The following is a 17,657-nucleotide window of genomic DNA, read 5'->3' on the forward strand; positions in this document are numbered from 1 at the left end:
GATGAGGTTCGTCGTGGTCGGGACGCCGGGCGACCGGCGTCCCGCGCTGTTCGCGCAAGCGTGCCGGTCCCTCGGACTGCCCGAGCCGCGCCTCATCCCCTGGACGGACGTCCTCCGCGGCACTGATGTCGTGCTCGCCCAGGACGATGTGCTCCGCATCGACTCCCCAGGGGAGGACCCTGCGGCGGACGCGCTGTTGCGCGGTCCTGGGGACCCGTCCCGTGTGGGCGGGGGCGCGCGCTGGTATTCGACGTTCGTTGCCGCACTCGGCCGGATCCAGGACGCCGCCGCGCGCGCGGGCGCTCGTCTCCTCGGCGACGTCGAGGAGATCGCGGTCATGTTCGACAAGCGGCGGTCCCACGCGAGGCTGGCAGCGGACGGTGTACCGGTCCCGCAAGCGCTCCCACCGGTGCGCTCCTATGAGGAGTTGCGCGCGCATATGGACGAGATGGGGGAGCGGAGGGTCTTCGTCAAGCCTGCGCACGGCTCGTCGGCGTCCGGTGTGGTCGCCCTACAGACGGCACCGGGTGGCCGTGTAAGGGCAGTCACCTCGACGGCCATGAACGGAACGGGTCTGTTCAACTCGTTGCGTGTCCGCACATACGAGACGGAGAAGGAGGTCGCCGCGCTCGTCAATGCGCTCGCGCCCGATGGCCTGCATGTCGAGCGGTGGCTGCCCAAGGCGTCGCTCGGCGGGCGCGTGTTCGATCTGAGGGTCGTCGTCATAGGCGGGACGCCTACGCACGTTGTCGTGCGGACCAGCCGCAGCCCCATGACCAACCTGCATCTCGGTGGTGTGAGAGGTGATGTGGCGGCGGTGCGGCACGCGCTTGGGCGAGCCGGATGGCACCGGGCGCTCGACGTGTGCGCGCGGGCGGCCGCCTGTTTCCCGCAAAGCCCGATGGTGGGGGTGGACCTGCTCGTGCTTCAGGGCATGAGGCGGTTCGCCGTGTGCGAGGTCAACGCGTTCGGCGACCTGCTCCCCGGGCTCACGGGTCTGGCCGGAGGCCCGGCCGAGGGCCTGGACACCTACACTGCCCAGGTCAGAGCCGCTTTGCCGGAGATCGCCCCCGCATGTACGACATGAACGAGGTCATCGGCAGCCACGACGTGCTGCTGGTGACGCTCGACACGCTGCGCTACGACGTGGCCGCCGAACTGGCCGCCACTGGTGAGACGCCCACCTTGGCTTCGTTGCTTCCTGGGGGCCGCTGGGAACGCCGCCACACGCCGGGCAGCTTCACGTACGCCGCCCATGCCGCGATGCTTGCCGGCTTCCTGCCCACGCCCGCGTCCCCTGGCCCGCACCCGCGTCCGTTCGCGGGGGCGTTCCCGGGCAGCGAAACGACCGGCGCCGGAACGTGGACGTTCGACGCCGCAGACCTGCCCACCGGGCTCGCCGCAGCGGGCTATCACACGGTTTGTGTCGGCGGCGTCGGCTTCTTCAACAAGCTCACGCCGCTCGGCTCCGCGCTGCCGTCGCTGTTCGCCGAGAGCCACTGGGAGCCCGGGTTCGGAGTGACGGATCCGGCGTCGCTGCCCAACCAGCTCGACCGGATATCCGAGGTGATGGCCGCGCTGCCGGCAGATCGCCGCCTGTTCCTGCTTCTGAACGTCGCGTCCCTGCATCAACCCAATTGGTTCTACTTGGACGGCGCTACGCGCGCACACGGGGACACTCGCGCCAGCCACGCCGCCGCACTGCGCCATGTCGACGCTCATATAGGGCGCCTGTTCGATCTGATGCGCCGTCCCTGCTTCGTCATCGTCTGCTCCGACCACGGGACGGCGTACGGCGAGGACGGCCATACCGGTCACCGCATCGGCCATGAAGTCGTGTGGACCGTTCCGTACGGGGAGTTCGTTCTGTCGTGACCACCACCGGGCCGTACCAGGCGTACGTCTACGCCTACCCGCACAAGACCGCCTACCGTCCGCTGACGCCACAACCCGCATTGCGGCAGGTATGGGCGGCGGAACCGCTGGACGCGCTCTTCCTCTACATGCACGTGCCGTTCTGCGAGATGCGGTGCGGCTTCTGCAACCTCTTCACCCGCACGGGCGCACCCGAAGAGCTGACCGGCGCCTACCTGGACGCCCTCGACCGCCAGGCGACCGCCGTACTGGAAGCCCTGGGAGACGATGCGTCGTTCGCCACAGCGGCGTTCGGTGGTGGGACCCCTACGTACTTCACCGCGGCGGAACTGGAACGGCTTTGCGCCATCGCCGGCAGGTTCCCCGGATTCGGCGACATTTCGCTCGGCGTGGAGACGTCCCCGGCGACCGCGACCACCGACCGGCTGACCGTGCTCGCCGAACACGGCACCACCCGGGTGTCCATCGGGGTGCAGAGCTTCGTCGACGAGGAGGCCCGCGCCGCCGTGCGCCCGCAGAAGCGCGCGGAAGTGGAGGCGGCCCTCGACCGGATCCGAGCGGTGGGCTTCCCGACGCTCAACATCGACCTCATCTACGGCATCGACGGGCAGACTCCCGCCACGTGGCTGCATTCCCTGAACGCCGCACTGGAATGGCGCCCGGAAGAGCTCTACCTCTATCCGCTCTATGTGCGCCCTCTAACCGGTCTGGGGCGCCGCGCGCGGGACTGGGACGACGAGCGCCTCGCCCTCTACCGCCTCGGCAGGGACCATCTTCTGAGTGAAGGCTATGAGCAGGTCTCGATGCGCATGTTCCGGCGCCCTGACGGTGCGGCCGGTGGTACCGAGTACTGCTGCCAGACCGACGGGATGGTCGGCCTAGGGTGCGGAGCGCGTTCGTACACGGCCGGTTTGCATTACTCGTTCGAGTACGCGGTCGAGCAGCGGCACGTCCGGTCCATCATCGACGGCTACGTGCGCGAGAACGACTTCAGCACAGCGCGGGTCGGGTTCGAATTGGATGAGGGAGAGCGGCGCCGCCGCCATCTCCTCCAATCGCTCCTTCAGACGGACGGGCTCGACCGGGGCTCCTACAGCGCCCGCTTCGGCACCGACCCGTGCGCCGACTTCGCCGCCGAGCTGGCGCCGTTCGACGACCTCGGCTGGCTGGAGACCACGGAGACGACTCTCCGCCTCACACCCGAGGGCCTCGCCCATTCCGACGCCATCGGGCCCGGGCTGTTCTCCCCACACGTGAGGGAACTGATGGCCTCCTACCAGGCGCGCTGATGCAGCACCTCACGATTCTCTATCGGGGGCCGCTCGCCAGCTGCGATTACGACTGCCCCTACTGCCCGTTCGCCAAACGGCGGGACACACCGGAGCAACTGCGCGCGGACCGCGCGGCACTCGAACGCTTCACCGCCTGGGTGGCCGCGCAAGAGCATCGCGTGTCGGTCCTCTTCACGCCGTGGGGCGAAGGGCTCGTACGGTCCTGGTACCGGCGAGCGCTGACGGAACTGAGCCACCTGCCGCACGTCGAGCGGGTAGCGATCCAGACGAACCTCAGTCACCGGGTGTCGTGGACGTCCGAAGCGGACCTGTCCAAGCTCGCCCTCTGGGCCACCTACCATCCGGGACAGGTGCCCTATGACCGCTTCCTTGGGAAGTGCCGCGAGCTGACCGAACGCGGCGTCCGCCACAGCGTCGGGATCGTCGGCGAACCCGAGCACGTGGACGCGGCGCGCCGCCTGCGTGCCGAACTGCCGGCCGGCACCTACCTGTGGGTCAACGCCGCCGAAGGGCGCGCCTACAGTGACGAGGAGGCCGACGCCTGGACGGCGCTCGACCCGCTGTTCCCGCTCAGCCGGCACCCCCACGCCAGCCGGGGGCTCGCCTGCCGCACGGGCGAGACCGTCGTATCGGTCGACGGAGAGGGAACGGTCCGCCGCTGCCACTTCGTCCCCGCCGTCCTCGGCAACCTCTACGACGGCTCATTCCGCGACGCCCTCGCCCCCCGCCCTTGCCCGCTGGACAGGTGCGACTGTCACATCGGTTATGTCCACCTTGAGCCGCTCGGCCTCTACGACACCTTCGCCGGGGGTGTCCTGGAACGCATCCCCGCCTTGCTCGGCGGAATGTAACCGGAAGGTGACCCACCTCTGCGACCTGCGCCGGGGCCGGACGACGGTGGACGGGACGGGCATTCGCGAGCGTCTTGCAATTCTCCGTCCGTGCCGCCACGCTGTGGATGGTCCCGCATGGTCACCACACGGAGTTGAATGACTGCGAACAGTGAACGAATCAGGCGGTGGTCGAGCCGCGCGGACGGTCATGACATAGGGAGCGGATCCCGTGCACGACCGCCTTGGAGGGCGCATGCTGGCGATAGCAGGCGACCGTTAGGTGATGCCGTGGACTATCTCGAACGCCCCCACTTCGTCCTCGCGCTGAGGCCGGCGGACACGTCGGTGCGCGCGGCGCGCGACATAGTCCGCGCCGCGCTGGAGGGCTGGGACCGCCCGGACACCACGGGCGATGTCGAACTCATCGCCAGCGAACTCGTCACCAACGCGCTCCGTCACGCCAACACCGTCACCCTCGTGCTGTACCTGCCCGACGACAAAACGGCCATGGTGGAGGTGTGGGACGACAACCCCGAGGGGCCCGTCGAGCCCCCGCATGACATGCAGGCCGAGAGCGGGCGCGGGCTCTTCCTCGTCGGCGCCCTGTCCCGCTCGTGGGGCTGGCGGCCCGCCGGCGAGGGGAAGGTGACCTGGGCGCAGGCCGCGACCCCGTGAGCGCGGGATGGGAGCGGGCGGGCGCCCCTTGGTAATTGGGGAAGTGCTACCAAGGGGCTCCCGCCACGAGGACGGACGGTGCGGGCGCGCGCGCAGGAGGCCGCCGTCCGGGGGCTCAGGTCTGCTTCTGCGGTCGGTAGTCGGCCTCGTCGACGCCGAACGTCCACGCGACGCCCGCGCGCGCGGTGCGCGTGGACGGCGGGACCCGCAGGTAGTAGGTGCGGTGCGTGCCGTCCGGTTCGGGTGTGGAGTTGACCACCTCGACCATGACGACGGGCTCGTCTCCGGGCAGGTCGATGGACCACAGCACACCGGTCTCGTCCTGGTGCAGGGGGCGCGCGCCCGTCTCCGCCAGGTAGCGGTCGTAGCCGAAGATCTCCAGCATCACTCGGCGCAGCTCCGCGTTCTCCTCGGCGGAGATGCGGTCGGCCGTGAGGCCGGTGAGCGAGGCCACGAAATCGGGCGGGATCGGCATGCCCCGCCAGGCGTGCAGCGAGAACCCGTCGGGATAGGCGAGGGCCGGGCCGTCTCCGCGGTGCAGCCGCCCCGGTTCGTCGCGGTGCAGTTCGCAGGGACGCTCCGACATGATGACCAGCCGCTCGTAGGGCCACCACCAGCCGGACGAGCGGGCCACCTCGGCAAGGCCGGCCAACGGCCCGTCGAGCCGGCCCACCGACTCGAACAGCGCCAGCCACGGCGCGTCGTGCTGCCCCAGGACGGCGTCGAGCGTCGCGGCGCGCAGGATCCCCTCGGCGGCGTTCTCCTCCGGCGTCGGCAGCAGGTTCCCCGCCCTGGCGGACCGGCCCTGCGCCTGCTCGCCGATGGCGCCGCGCACGCGGGTGACCAGCGACTGGACCTGGTTCCACAGGAGGCCGCCGGTCTCGCCCCACGTCCGCGGCCACTGCTCCGGCCCCTGTTCGGAGCAGGCCGCGGTGCGTTCGGTCTCCCACGGGCGGGTCCGCACGTCCGCGAGGACGCTCGCTCCCGCCGGGCCTTCGCCGAGGTCGGCGTGGGCCTGCTCGAGCAGGTCGTCCAGGCCCGCCTTCCGCAACGCCGCTTCATGCCCGCCCAGCACGGCGGCCGCGACGGCCCCGCGCGCGGGGGAGGGCACCCACACGAAGCGCTCGGGCGCGGGCAGGCCGGCGCCCGCGTACGCGGCGGCCACACCCGCCTCGGCACGCGCACGGTCCGCGGGGTCGGTGCGGAAAGCGTCGGCCTGCCAGTCGCCGACCACGTAGTGGGTCTCGCGCCGCATCTCGGTGACCATCTGTGCCGCCCCTCAGTCCGCCACGACCCGGACGGCGCCCGGCACGTACTCGCGCTGCCGGATCACCCTGTACCAACCCTTCGGCAGCGTTATCGCCGCGTGCTCCTCGTGCACGAGGCGGCCACCGGACGGCAGGTGCAGGTGGTCGGGCGCGAGCGGGTCGGGGACCCGCAGCAGCGAACCCGGCGCCGTGAGCGCGTGCGCGTGGCCGGTGGCCTCGCCCAGCGCCAGCACCATGCGCCCCCGGCCGTCCCTCGGGGACGGCGGCAGGTCCCGCACGGACTGCGGTACCTCGTCCTCCGGCACGGGCAGGATCAGGATGTCTCCCTGTCGGTACATGCCGCGAAGGTAACGTCCGCCACCGACAGTTTCGGGAGGCGTGCAACGCCGGGCGGTCGAAAGCCCCGCGTCAGGCGGTCGGAAGCGCCTCGCCTCGGGCGGTCAGAAGCCGCGCGTCCGGCGCGCCGCCGGACGCGCCCAGCGGCCCCCTGCAGTGAGCCCGACGCGCTGGAACGCGCGCACGAGTTCGCCACCGAGGTTGACGCCGGCGCCCAGCGCCAGGGCCACCGACAGGGCGCCGATGAGGCTCAGCACGCCCGACTGGGGGGATCCCGTGTTCAGCTCCACCATGCCGCGGTAGAGCGCCGTCCCCGGCAGCAGGGGGCCGATCGCCGGCACCACGTACGGCATCACGGGCGCCCCGTGCCGGCGGGCCAGCCAGTTCGCCAGCACACCGACGACGATCGCCGCCATCGCCGAGGCCAGCACGGGCGGAACGTTCCATCCCCGGAGCAGCACGTAGATCGTCCAGATCAGCGCGCCGCCGAGGGCGGACGCCAGGAGCACGTCCCGCGGCGCCGCCAGCGACACCGCGAACGTCACCGACACGGCGGCAGCGGCCATCAGCTGCACGGGTTTCAGCGTCACCGGGGCCGTGGGCAGGTGGCTCACGTCGATCGGCACGTTCAGGTTCACCGCGATGTACACCACCGCCCCGAGGCCCGCGACGATGGCCGCGATCATGAAGAAGACCTCGAGCCCGCGCGCGGCTGCGCTGACGAGGTCGCCGGTGATGCCGTCCTGAATGCTGGCCACCAGGGGCCGTCCTGGCAGCAGCGCGAGGATCGCGCCGGTGACGATGGTCGAGGCGTGCTGCGGGTTGCCCGCCGCCACCACGATGGCGGCGCCGGAGGCACCGATGGCGGCGGCCACCGTCAGCTGGAAGAACTCCGCGATGCCGCGCCGGGCGAGGGCGGCGGCGGTCCGGTCGCCCAGCAGGGTGGCGACGAACGCCGTCCCCGCGACCAGCGGACCACCGCCAGAGAGCACACTGGCCGAGGCGGCGATCAGGCCCAGCGACGCGACGATGAGCCACGGCGGGTACGGGCCGCGCCCCCGCTTCATCTCCGCGAGCTGCTTGTGGGCCTCGTCCAGCTCCAGCATTCCGATGGACGCCTCCTGCACGAGGGCGTGCAGTCCGGTGAGGCGCCAGTAGGCGGGCGTACGGCGGCGGATGGCCCGCGACCCCGTCACCGGTGGCGCGCCCTTACCGGGGTGGGCGGACACCAGGATGCTGGTGAGCGTCACCTGCACCTCGCAGCGCGGAAGCTCATAGGCGACCGCGAGGCCAAGCATCGCCTCGTTCACGCGCTCGGTGGTCTCGCCGCTGGCCAGAAGGAGCTCGCCGACGCGCAGGACGAGGTCGACCGCGCGCGGATCGACGACCTCGCTCGGCTCGTCCTCGGGGGGCTCCGGCGGCGATCCGTCCCACAGGACATGCCACGTCCGCCGCAAGCGTTCCGCCGCGCCCATCCCCCGCCGCTGTCCTTCCGCCATGAAACCGATCTTCCACGCAGGCTACCCATGACGGCACTGAGCGTCACCGGTGGGTCGGCCCGGCGGGTTATCCACAGAACGTCGTTCTGGTGCGACTGCTCGGCCGCCGCTGGTACCAAAGGGGGCATGAGCACTCCCGACGGACTCCGCGACGATGCCGAGCGGTGCCTGCGCGCCCTCGCCGGAGAGCATGCCCGGCTCCGCGACGACCAGTGGACGGCGATCCGCGCCCTCGTCGTCGAACGGCGCCGCGCCCTCGTCGTGCAGCGCACCGGGTGGGGCAAGTCCGCCGTCTACTTCGTGGCGACGCGGCTGCTGCGCGAGCGCGGCGCCGGCCCCACCGTGATCGTCTCACCGCTGCTGGCGCTGATGCGCAACCAGATCGAGGCCGCCGACCGGGCCGGCATCCACGCCCGCACGATCAACTCCGCCAACACCGAGGACTGGCAGCGTGTCTTCGCCGAGGTCGAGGCCGGCGAGGTCGACGTCCTGCTGGTCAGCCCCGAACGGCTCAACAACCCCGACTTCCGCGACCTCGTCCTGCCGCGGCTGGCCGCCGGCGCCGGCCTCGTCGTGGTCGACGAGGCGCACTGCATCTCCGACTGGGGCCACGACTTCCGCCCCGACTACCGCCGGCTCCGCACCCTGCTCGCCGAGCTCCCGCCCGGCATCCCCGTCCTCGCCACCACCGCCACCGCCAACGCCCGCGTCACCCAGGACGTCGCCGAGCAGCTCGCCGGCGACGACGCCCTCGTCCTGCGGGGGCCGCTCGAACGCGACTCGCTCCGCCTCGCCGTCGTCGCCGTGCCCACCGCCGAGCAGCGCATCGCCTGGCTCGGCGAGCACCTCGCGTCGCTGCCGGGCTCGGGCATCATCTACACCCTCACCGTCGCCGCCGCCCACGAGATCACCGGCTACCTCCGCGACCGCGGCCACGAGGTCGCCGTCTACACCGGCCAGACCGAGCCCGCCGAGCGGCTCCAGGCCGAGCAGGACCTCCAGGCCAACCGGCTGAAGGCCCTCGTCGCCACCAGCGCCCTCGGGATGGGCTTCGACAAACCCGACCTCGGCTTCATCGTCCACGTCGGCGCGCCGCAGTCCCCGGTCGCCTACTACCAGCAGATCGGCCGCGCCGGGCGCGGCGTCGACCGCGCCGAGGTGATCCTGCTCCCCGGCCGCGAGGACCGCGAGATCTGGGCCTACTTCGCCGGCCTCGCGTTCCCGCCGGAGCCCGTGGTCCGCTCCACCTTGGAGGTCCTGGACGCCGCCGACCGCCCCCTGTCGACCGGCGCGCTGGAACCCCAGGTCGACCTCAGCCGCAACCGCCTGGAGATGATGCTGAAGGTCCTCGACGTCGACGGCGCGGTCCGCCGCGTCAAGGGCGGCTGGACGTCCACGGGCCTCCCGTGGGCCTACGACCGCGAGCGCTACGAGCGCGTCACGGCCGAGCGTCGCCGGGAGCAGCAGGCGATGCTCGACTACATCGTGACGGCGGACTGCCGCGAGGAGTTCCTCCGCAGGCAGCTGGACGACCCCGCCGCGGCACCCTGTGGACGCTGCGACAACTGCACCGGCGAGCACTGGCCCGCCGACGTCACCGCCGAAGGCGCCACCCAGGCCCGCGACCGCCTGCACCGGCCCGGCGTCGACGTCGCCCCGCGCCGCATGTGGCCCACCGGCGTCAAGGACGACCTCGGCGTCTCCGGCCGCATCAAACCCGACCTGCAGGCCGAGACGGGACGCGCCCTCGGCCGCCTCACCGACATCGGCTGGGGCAACCGGCTCCGCGAACTGTTCGCCGGCGGCGACACCGACGTCCCCGCCGACATGGTGGACGCCGTCGTCAAGGTTCTCGCCGCCTGGGACTGGCCCGCCCGCCCCGCCGGCGTCGTCACGATCGGTTCGCGTTCCCGGCCCCGCCTCGTCACCACCTTCGGCCACCGCATCGCCGAGATCGGCCGCCTGCCCTACCTCGGCGAACTGGTCCCCGTCGGCGAGCCCGTCCCGCGCCGGCACAACAGCGCGCAGCGCCTCCGCTCGGTCTGGACCTCGCTGACGCTGCCCGACCCCGTCGCCATCGCCGCCAAGGAGGCGGCCGGGCCCCTTCTCCTGATCGACGACCGAATCGAGACCGGATGGACCATGACCGTCGCCGCCCGCCTGCTGAAAGAGGCGGGCGCCCAGGCGATCCTCCCGCTCACCCTGGCCACCCCCAACTGACCCGGCCGCCCCGCGGCGGACCAGGGCCGGTGCCCGCGTCGGGAGGCGCGTCAGGGGAGCAGGACGATCTTCCCCGCGCCGCCCTTCTCCACCTGCTCGTGCGCCTGCACGACCTGGTCGAGCGCCATGCCGTGGGCGGCTGGCGGAGTGATCCGCCCCTGCGCCGCCGCCTCCAGCAGCGTGCGCAGCACCTCCGCCGTCTGGTCCTCCGGGCCGCCCGACAGGAACGGGACGCCGAGGTCGAAGGCGGCGGGGTCGGCGATCGTCACCACGCGGTCAACGCCGCCGCGCAGCGCGATCGCGTCCGGAAGGGCCCCGTGCCCGGCCGCGTCCAGGACCGCGTCCACCCCCTGCGGCGCCAGCTCCCGGACCCGGTCGGCCAGGCCGGGACCGTACGCGGTGGCCGCCGCGCCCAACGACCGCACGCGGTCCAGGTTCGCCGGGCCCGCCGTGCCGACGACCGTGACGCCGTCGGCCACGGCGATCTGCGTCGCGAGGGCGCCCACAGCGCCGGACGCGCCGTTGATCAGCAATGTCTCTCCGCGGCGGGTCTTGAGCGCGCGAAGCGACCGCAGCGCGGCCTCGCCCGCCACGGGCAGCACCGCGGCCTGCTCCCAGGTCAGCGCGTCCGGTTTCCTCGCGTAGACGGACATCAGCGCGTACTCGGCGTACCCGCCGCCGATGGGCCACCCCGCGACGGCGTCGCCCACCGCCACATCCGCGACCCCGTCTCCCACGGCGTCCACGACCCCGGAGACCTCCGAGCCCAGGGAACGGGGCGCCGCCAGGGGCTTGCCGCCCGACATGGACCCCGAGCGCACCTTGACGTCGATCGGGTTCACCCCGGCGGCCCGGACGGCCACCCGCACCTGCCCAGGCCCGAGCTCCGGCAGGCCGGTCTCCACGACCTTCAAGACGGACGGGACGCCGTACTCGGCGAATATGACAGCACGCATCGCGGCTCTCTCCTTCGGTCCTATGGGCGCGCCCGCCTCGGGCGCTCACCGCCGGCGTACATGGCAAGCCGGACGACACGTGCTCTGTTCCCCAGCAACCCCCAACATCCCACGCCCACCCCCTAACCCCCGCCACCCACCGCGCCCTCATCCGCCCACACCCACGCCCTGCTAGCCGCACCGCACCCGCTCGCCGCACCGCGCTCGCTCGCCGTGCCGCGCTCGCCGTGCCGCGCTCGCCGTGCCGCACCCGCTCGCCGCATCGCGCTCGCTTGTCGTGCCGCACCCGCTCGCCGTGCCGCACCCGCTCGCCGTGCCGCACCCGCTTGCCCGTGCCGTGCTTGCCCGTGCCGTGCTTGTAGTGTCGCGCCCGCCGTGCTGCACCCGCTTGCCGTGCCGCGCCGCTTGCCGTGCCGCGCCGCTTGCCGTGCCGCGCCCGCTTGTCGCGCCGCCGCCCCCGCTTGTCGTGCCGCGCTTGTCGTGCCGCGCCGCTTGCCGTGCGCCCCGTTTGCCGTGCCGCGCCCCGTTCGCGCTCCACCGGCGCCCCGATCGTGCGCTGATCGCGCGACCTGCTGCTCGCCGTAGCGTGCCGCGCCCGCGCCCATGTGCTGCTCGCCGTGCCCTGCTTGCCGTGCCGTGCCCGCTCGCCGTTCGCGCTTCACTAGCGCCCCGATCGCGTCACGTGCTACTCGCCGCGTCGTGCCATGCCCGCCGTGCCGGCCGTGCCGCGCTTGCCGTGCTGTGCCGCATTCGTGCCGTGTTCGTGCTCCGCCTGCGCGCCGATCGGGCCATGTGCTGCTCGCCGCGTCGTGTTGTCTCTGCTGCCCGTGCCGCGTCGCGTCCGCGCTCCGCCTGCGCGTCGATCGCGTCAGGTGCTGCTCGCCTTGCCGCGCGGCGCAGCACGGCCGTGCCGACGATCAGGCGTCGCGCCCTGCGCCGTCTCCGGGCGGGGAACCTCGCCGCCCCCACTCGCGCCGCCGCCGTTCACCACCTGCGGTGTCGTCGGCGGCCGGGCTTGGGTTTGGTGCGGGGCGCTGGAGGTTGTCGGCGTGGGGTGGGATGCGCTGCTGGTGGGGTGGCTGGGTTGCTCGGCTCCATGTTGGGGGGCAGGGGGTGGTTCGGGCTCTCGGGCGGCCGGGCCTGTGGGGGCGGGAGCGGCCCGGCCGTGACCGCGAGCGCCGCCCGCGCGCCCCTGTAGGCGCGGGCGGAGCGGTGGACCGGCCCGTGCGCGCGGCCCCGCGCACGGACCGGTGACCGGTCCGGGCGCCGCGGCGGAGAAGAGCCGCGGCGAACCGGGGTCAAGGACGGCCTCTAGGGGAGAACCCCCAGGCCCTCGGGGCGAGGCCGGTGGGTGTGCCGCCCGGCGGGCTCGTCCCGCACGGCCGAGTAGACGAGCAGGTCGCCCGGCTGCACCGGGACCGCCGAGGGCAGCACCGGCACGGCGATCTTCTCCGGCGGCCCGCCGCGGGTCGGCGGGACGGGGTGCGCGGGGGCGGTCGGGGTCACGGATCTGCTTCCTCGGGTACGGGTGGCGACGGGAAGAAAGTGTTCTAGAGGTTAGAAAACCCTGTCCAGCTGTTTGAGAGAACATCTTGAGATAAGTTGAGCGGGAAATGTCATCATTTCCCGCTCAAATGAACGGACGGCCATTTCAGCGGGGCGAAGGAGCAGGTAGTAATGTCCCTCCCCGTGTCATCGACCCTCGACGCGCTGCTCGACTGCCCTCCCGGCCTGCTGGACACCACGTTCGACCAGCTCCGCACGCTGCTGGTGGTGCACGAGACGGGGTCCGCGCTGCGCGCCGCGCGGGCGCTCGGGCGGGAGCAGTCCAGCGTCCAGAAGCAGCTCGACACCCTCAACCGCAACAGCCAGGCGCTGTGCGGGGAGGTGCTGACCGTCCGGCAGGGGCGCGGGAAGGACTTCCTGTTCACCCCGACGGGCGAGACGACGGTGGAGCTGGCGCGGACCACCATCGAGAACTGGCTGGAGTCGATCCACTGGAGCCGCCGCCGGCTCGGCCGGATGCTGACGGTCGGCACCACCGAGTTCACGCTGCCGATCGTGTCGCGGGCCTGGGCGCGGGTGTCGGAGGAGTTCCGCCAGCGGGAGGTCGAGTTCAAGGTCGCGCACGTCCGCACGAAGGACCTGTGGTCCCGGCTGGAGACCAAGCAGGTCGACCTGGTGTGCGGCAGCATCGTCAGCACGCCGGAGGGCGACCGGCGGCTGAAGGAGTACGAGGTCATCGAGTACGCGCGCGGGCAGGCGCTGCTGCTCACCAACCTGCCGGAGAGCGAGCTGCCCGACGGGCCGGTCCGCACCAGCCGGCTCGGCCGCGTCCCGCTGGTGCTGCCGCCCGCCGGCCTGGTCGCCGACCTGCTGGCCACCTGGTACGGCCCCGCGTTCCGGGACCGGCTGAACGTCGTCGCCGACATCGACGACGTGCACTACGGGCTGTCGCTGCTGCGCTCCGGCTTCGTCCGCGGCTGCATGATCGTCACCGGCTCGATCGGGCGCGGGATGGCGGGACGCGACGATCCGGCCGCCGTCCCGCTGCGCGCCATCGGCCTGCACGACGACCTGGAGCCGAAGGCCGAGCTGATGACCGGCGCGTTCGTCCGGCGCGCCGATCTGGAGCGCTACGACGCGGGCCACCCGCTGAACCGTCTCTGGGCGGCCGTCCGCGAGGACGTCCGCACCTACACGCCCCTGGCCTGAGCCAAGGGCGCTCGGGCGCCGCGTCCTCTACTTGATCTGGTTGTCGACCACGTCGAGGGACGGGCGGGCGCCGAGGTGCTGGGTGGCCTGGGCGGCGAGGCGGCAGCCGGCGGTGAGCGCGTCGGCGGGCTGCTTGCCGTCCAGCCAGGGCGGCAGGAACCCCGCGATGAACGCGTCACCGGCGCCGGTGCCGTCGACGACCTTCTCGACCGGCTCGGCGGCGACCGTGACGGGCTCGGGCCGGCCGTTGGTGTACCAGAGCGCGCCGTCCTCGCCGACCTTGATGACGACCTGCGGGTACCAGGCCGTGAGCACCTTGGCGGCGGCGGCCGGGTTCTCGCGGCCGGTGAGGATCTCGGCCTCCTTGGCGGTGACCACCAGGAGGCGGGCCCCCTGCGTCCACTCCAGGAACGGCTCGGCGCCCATCCGCTTGAGCGGGGAGGACGAGCCGCCGTCGACCGACACCGACATCTGCGCCTGGCGGGCGAGTTCGAGGGCGTGGATGGCGGCCTTGCGCGAGCCCTCGTTGATCAGCGAGTAGCCGGACATGTGCAGGTGGGTGCCCTGCGAGAACAGGTCCTTGCAGCGCTCGACGTCCTCGGGGAGGAGGGCGGCGTTGGCGCCCGGGTCGGACAGCATGGTGCGGTCGCCCTTGTGGGTGACCATGACCACGCAGGTCCCGGTGGGGCGCTCCTGGTCCATGACGAGGCGGGCGTCGACGCCGTACCCCATCAGCTCCATGTCCCGGTTGCGGCCGGCGATGTCGGAGCCGCGGCGGCCGACGAAGGCGACCTCGATCCCCTCCAGGGCGAGCCAGGACGCGACGTTGGCGCCCGAGCCTCCTCCATGGGTCGTCACGGCGGCGGGCGTGTCGCTGCCCTTCGCCAAAGGGTACGCGGCACGAGCCACGGTGTCTGTCATGAGATCGCCGACCACGACCACGCGCGTCATGGAGTCATCACCTCGATCAACACGGCCCGCGCGAGCGGCATTCAGGGCGTGGGACGACCGTAACAGCTCTCGGCCCCCGATTAGGTCTCGAACGCGCAGCGAAACCCGGGAACCCGGGTTTTTCCTCAGCGTGCCGCCGGCGCCGCGTGCCTTACGCTCGGGTACGTGACCGAGGGTTATCCGGATCAGTGGGAGGCCGACGTCGTCCTGAGCGACGGCGGGACGGCGCATCTGCGGCCCATCCGGAGCGAGGACGCCGATCTCCTGCGGGTCTTCTACGCGCGGCTGTCGCCGGAGTCGATCTACTACCGGTTCTTCTCGCCGCGCCCGTACCTCACGGACCGTGAGGTCGAGCACTTCACGGGAGTGGACTACGACCGGCGTGTCGCGCTGATCGCCACGATCGGCGAGGAGATGGTCGCGGTCGTCCGGTACGACATGCTGAGCGACCGGCCGGAGACGGCGGAGGTCGCGTTCCTGGTGGAGGACGCCCATCAGGGGCGGGGGCTGGGCGCGGTGCTGCTGGAGCACATCGCGGCGGCGGCGCGGGAGCGGGGCGTGCGCCGGTTCGTGGCGAGCGTGCTGCCGGACAACCGGCGGATGACGCGGGTGTTCCGGGAGGCGGGCTACCAGGCGGAGCAGCGGTTCGAGGAGGGCGTGATCGAGCTCGTCCTGGACCTGGAGCCGACGGAGACGTCGGTGGAGGTGATGGCGGCGCGCGAGCACCGGGCGGAGTCGCGGTCGATCCAGCGGCTGCTGTTCCCGTCGTCGGTCGCGGTGGTCGGGGCGAGCCGCGCGGAGCACAGCGTGGGGCAGACCGTCCTGCGGAACCTGCTGAGCGGGGACTTCAGCGGGCCGGTGTATCCGGTGCATCCGACGGCGACGGCGGTGGCGGGGGTGCGGGCCTACGCGTCCGTCCTGGACATTCCCGACGATGTGGACCTGGCGGTGGTCGCGGTCCGCGCGGACGCGGTCCGCGAGGTCGTGGAGCAGTGCGCGGGGAAGGGCGTGCGGGGCCTGGTCGTCGTGTCGTCGGGGTTCGGTGAGACGGGCCCGGAGGGACGAGCGGACCAGGAGGAGCTGGTGCGGCTGGCCCGCGCCTACGGGATGCGGGTGGTCGGCCCCAACTGCCTCGGCATCGCCAACACGGACCCGGACGTGCGGCTGAACGCGACGCTGGCGCCGACCATGCCGGGCCGTGGCCCGGTGGGCTTCTTCTCCCAGTCGGGCGCGCTCGGCATCGCGATCCTGCAGCGGACGGCGGAGCGCGGCCTTGGGTTGTCGACGTTCGTGTCGGCGGGGAACCGGGCGGACGTGTCCGGCAACGACCTGATGCAGTACTGGGAGGAGGACCCGGCGACCAAGGCCGTCCTGCTCTATCTGGAGTCGCTGGGGAATCCGCGCAAGTTCGCGCGGCTGGCGCGCAGGCTGGGCCGCCGTAAGCCGATCGTGGCGGTGAAGAGCGGCCGCAGCACGCAGGGCGTCCCGATCGGGCACGCGGCGCGCGCGCTGACGCTGCCCGACCACGCGGTGAGCGCGCTGTTCCAGCAGGCGGGCCTGATCCGGGTGGAGGACCTGGCCGAGCTGTTCGACGTGGCGCAGTTGCTGGCCTACCAGCCGCTGCCGTCCGGCGACCGGATCGCGATCATCGACAACTCCGACTCGCTGGGGCTGCTGGCGCAGGACGCGGCGGTCGCGCTGGGCCTGGAGGTCCGCCCGCGCGTCGACCTCGGGCCGCGCGCGGACGCCGACGACTACGAGGCGGCGCTGGCGGGCGCGCTGGCCGACGACTCCGTGGACGCGATCGTGGCGCTGTTCACCCCGCCCACGATCGGCGGGTACGACCTGCGCGTCCCGCAGAAGATCCTGCGGCTGGCGGCGGGCGGCAGCAAGCCGATCGTGGCGACGTACCTGGGGTCGGAGGGCATGCCGGCCGACCTGCGGATCACCGGGCCGGACGGGACGGCGGCGGAGGGCTCGGTGCCGTCCTATGCCGCGCCGGAGGACGCCGTCCGGGCCCTGGCCTACGTGGTCCAGTACGCGCAATGGCGACGGACCCCCGCAGGCCGCTTGCCCGAGCTCGACGGAACGGACCGCAAGCGCGCGCGGGCACTGGTCGAGGGCTGGCTCGGTTCGGGCGACCCGGTAGAGGCGACGCCGGAGCAGGCCGCCGAGCTGCTCGGCTGCTACGGCATCTCGATCTCCGCGGACGTCGCCGCCGGGGGAGTGCCGACACGGGTCGTGACCATGGAGGACCCGTCGTTCGGCGCCGTCGTCTCGTTCGGCCTCGCCGACGAGACCGCAGCCCTCCTCGACGACCGCGCCTACCGCCTGGGGCCCCTCACCGACGTGGAGGCCGCGGAGCTGATCCGCGCGATCCGGACGGCGCCGCTGCTGCTCGGCCATCGCGGCGCGCAGCCCGTGGACGTCGCGGCCCTGGAGGAGCTGCTGCTGCGGGTCTCGCGGCTCGGGTACGACCTGCCGGAGGTGGCGCGGCTCGAACTGAACCCGGTCATGGCGGACGTGTCCGGCGTCGCGGTGCGCGACGTCGCGCTCCGCCTGGCACGTCCGCTGGGCCCGCGCACGGAGCTGGGCCCCCGGCGCCTCCGGCAGTTCTAGGACGGCCCGGAGGCTATAGGGCCGACCGGGTCGGCTCTAGGAACAGGCCTGGCAGCTCTAGGGCCGACCGGGAGGCTTTAGGGACGGCCTGGAGGCGGCGGGGGGCTCGGCGCCGGGGTCGGCGGGACCGGGTCGGGCTCGGGGCCGGGCGGAACCGGGTCGGGGTCCGGCGTGGGCGGCGTGGGCTGCGGCGCCGGGCCCGGCGGGGTCGGCTCCGGCGGCGGGCCGGGCGGGACCGGGTCGGGCGCGGGCCCCGGCGGGACGGGTCGCGGCGGCTGGGGCCCGGGGCCCGGCATCGGGCCGGGCGGCGGCTCGGTCGGCGGGACCAGCGGTTCCGGTGCGGGGGCCGGGTCCGGTGTCGGCGGGGGCACCGGCCGCGGGGTGGGCAGCGGATCTCTCTCGTCCATGGGACCTCCGT

At 72.9% G+C, this 17,657-nt stretch carries 14 protein-coding genes; 8 read left to right on the forward strand and 6 right to left on the reverse strand.

Features of this window, described 5'->3' with window-relative positions; translation table 11 throughout:
- Window position 1: 1 nt before the first annotated feature.
- The 5 genes from AB0C78_RS06680 (at window position 2) to AB0C78_RS06700 (ending at window position 4,675) form a co-directional block, all read left to right on the forward strand.
- A complete protein-coding gene (locus tag AB0C78_RS06680) occupies window positions 2-1,087 on the forward strand; it encodes an STM4014 family protein (protein ID WP_360742704.1) in 1,086 nt (361 codons plus the stop codon).
- Entirely contained in the window at window positions 1,075-1,875 is an 801-nt protein-coding gene (locus AB0C78_RS06685; protein WP_360742707.1) for an STM4013/SEN3800 family hydrolase, read from the forward strand. The genes AB0C78_RS06680 and AB0C78_RS06685 overlap by 13 nt, the downstream gene beginning before the upstream one ends.
- Window positions 1,872-3,164 (forward strand): STM4012 family radical SAM protein, encoded by a 1,293-nt coding sequence (locus tag AB0C78_RS06690; RefSeq protein ID WP_360742709.1) that lies wholly within the window; start codon window positions 1,872-1,874, stop codon window positions 3,162-3,164. Before AB0C78_RS06685 ends, AB0C78_RS06690 begins: the two co-directional genes overlap by 4 nt.
- On the forward strand, window positions 3,164-4,018 hold the full coding sequence (locus AB0C78_RS06695; protein WP_360742712.1) for an STM4011 family radical SAM protein: 855 nt from the start codon (window positions 3,164-3,166) through the stop codon (window positions 4,016-4,018). The genes AB0C78_RS06690 and AB0C78_RS06695 overlap by 1 nt, the downstream gene beginning before the upstream one ends.
- A 270-nt stretch (window positions 4,019-4,288) precedes the next feature.
- The gene (locus AB0C78_RS06700) at window positions 4,289-4,675 is read left to right on the forward strand and encodes an ATP-binding protein (RefSeq protein WP_360742715.1); all 387 of its coding nucleotides are present in this window, start codon (window positions 4,289-4,291) and stop codon (window positions 4,673-4,675) included.
- Between the two features lie 115 nt (window positions 4,676-4,790).
- Here the strand turns inward: AB0C78_RS06700 and AB0C78_RS06705 are convergent, their stop codons facing one another.
- The 3 genes from AB0C78_RS06705 to AB0C78_RS06715 all read right to left on the reverse strand — a co-directional run bounded on the left by AB0C78_RS06705 (window position 4,791) and on the right by AB0C78_RS06715 (window position 7,778).
- Complete coding sequence (locus tag AB0C78_RS06705; protein WP_360742718.1) at window positions 4,791-5,942, reverse strand: DUF6745 domain-containing protein; 1,152 nt, start codon at window positions 5,940-5,942, stop codon at window positions 4,791-4,793.
- Between the two features lie 12 nt (window positions 5,943-5,954).
- A complete protein-coding gene (locus AB0C78_RS06710) occupies window positions 5,955-6,281 on the reverse strand; it encodes a hypothetical protein (RefSeq protein ID WP_151540346.1) in 327 nt (108 codons plus the stop codon).
- Window positions 6,282-6,383: 102 nt separating this feature from the next.
- Window positions 6,384-7,778 carry a threonine/serine exporter family protein gene (locus AB0C78_RS06715; RefSeq protein ID WP_360742721.1) on the reverse strand — a complete coding sequence of 465 codons (1,395 nt, stop codon included), beginning with the start codon at window positions 7,776-7,778 and terminating at the stop codon, window positions 6,384-6,386.
- 126 nt (window positions 7,779-7,904) lie between these two features.
- Between AB0C78_RS06715 and AB0C78_RS06720 the strand changes: the two genes are divergently transcribed.
- On the forward strand, window positions 7,905-9,998 hold the full coding sequence (locus tag AB0C78_RS06720; protein ID WP_360742724.1) for a RecQ family ATP-dependent DNA helicase: 2,094 nt from the start codon (window positions 7,905-7,907) through the stop codon (window positions 9,996-9,998).
- Window positions 9,999-10,048: 50 nt separating this feature from the next.
- Here AB0C78_RS06720 and AB0C78_RS06725 read toward each other — a convergent pair whose 3' ends face one another.
- Both AB0C78_RS06725 and AB0C78_RS06730 read right to left on the reverse strand, forming a co-directional pair.
- On the reverse strand, window positions 10,049-10,954 hold the full coding sequence (locus tag AB0C78_RS06725) for an NADP-dependent oxidoreductase (protein WP_360742727.1): 906 nt from the start codon (window positions 10,952-10,954) through the stop codon (window positions 10,049-10,051).
- Between the two features lie 1,311 nt (window positions 10,955-12,265).
- Window positions 12,266-12,460: a hypothetical protein gene (locus AB0C78_RS06730; protein WP_360742730.1), complete on the reverse strand. Its 195-nt coding sequence runs from the start codon at window positions 12,458-12,460 to the stop codon at window positions 12,266-12,268.
- Between the two features lie 171 nt (window positions 12,461-12,631).
- Between AB0C78_RS06730 and AB0C78_RS06735 the strand changes: the two genes are divergently transcribed.
- A complete protein-coding gene (locus tag AB0C78_RS06735) occupies window positions 12,632-13,669 on the forward strand; it encodes a LysR family transcriptional regulator (protein ID WP_360742734.1) in 1,038 nt (345 codons plus the stop codon).
- A gap of 27 nt (window positions 13,670-13,696) precedes the next feature.
- Here AB0C78_RS06735 and AB0C78_RS06740 read toward each other — a convergent pair whose 3' ends face one another.
- Window positions 13,697-14,620 (reverse strand): sugar kinase, encoded by a 924-nt coding sequence (locus tag AB0C78_RS06740; RefSeq protein WP_151540341.1) that lies wholly within the window; start codon window positions 14,618-14,620, stop codon window positions 13,697-13,699.
- Window positions 14,621-14,785: 165 nt separating this feature from the next.
- On the opposite strand from AB0C78_RS06740, the gene AB0C78_RS06745 reads away from it, so the two are divergent.
- Window positions 14,786-17,239 (forward strand): GNAT family N-acetyltransferase, encoded by a 2,454-nt coding sequence (locus AB0C78_RS06745; protein ID WP_360742737.1) that lies wholly within the window; start codon window positions 14,786-14,788, stop codon window positions 17,237-17,239.
- Window positions 17,240-17,657: the final 418 nt, after the last annotated feature.

The sequence above is a fragment of the Actinomadura sp. NPDC048394 genome (assembly GCF_040651755.1).
GTDB lineage: Bacteria > Actinomycetota > Actinomycetes > Streptosporangiales > Streptosporangiaceae > Spirillospora > Spirillospora montaniterrae.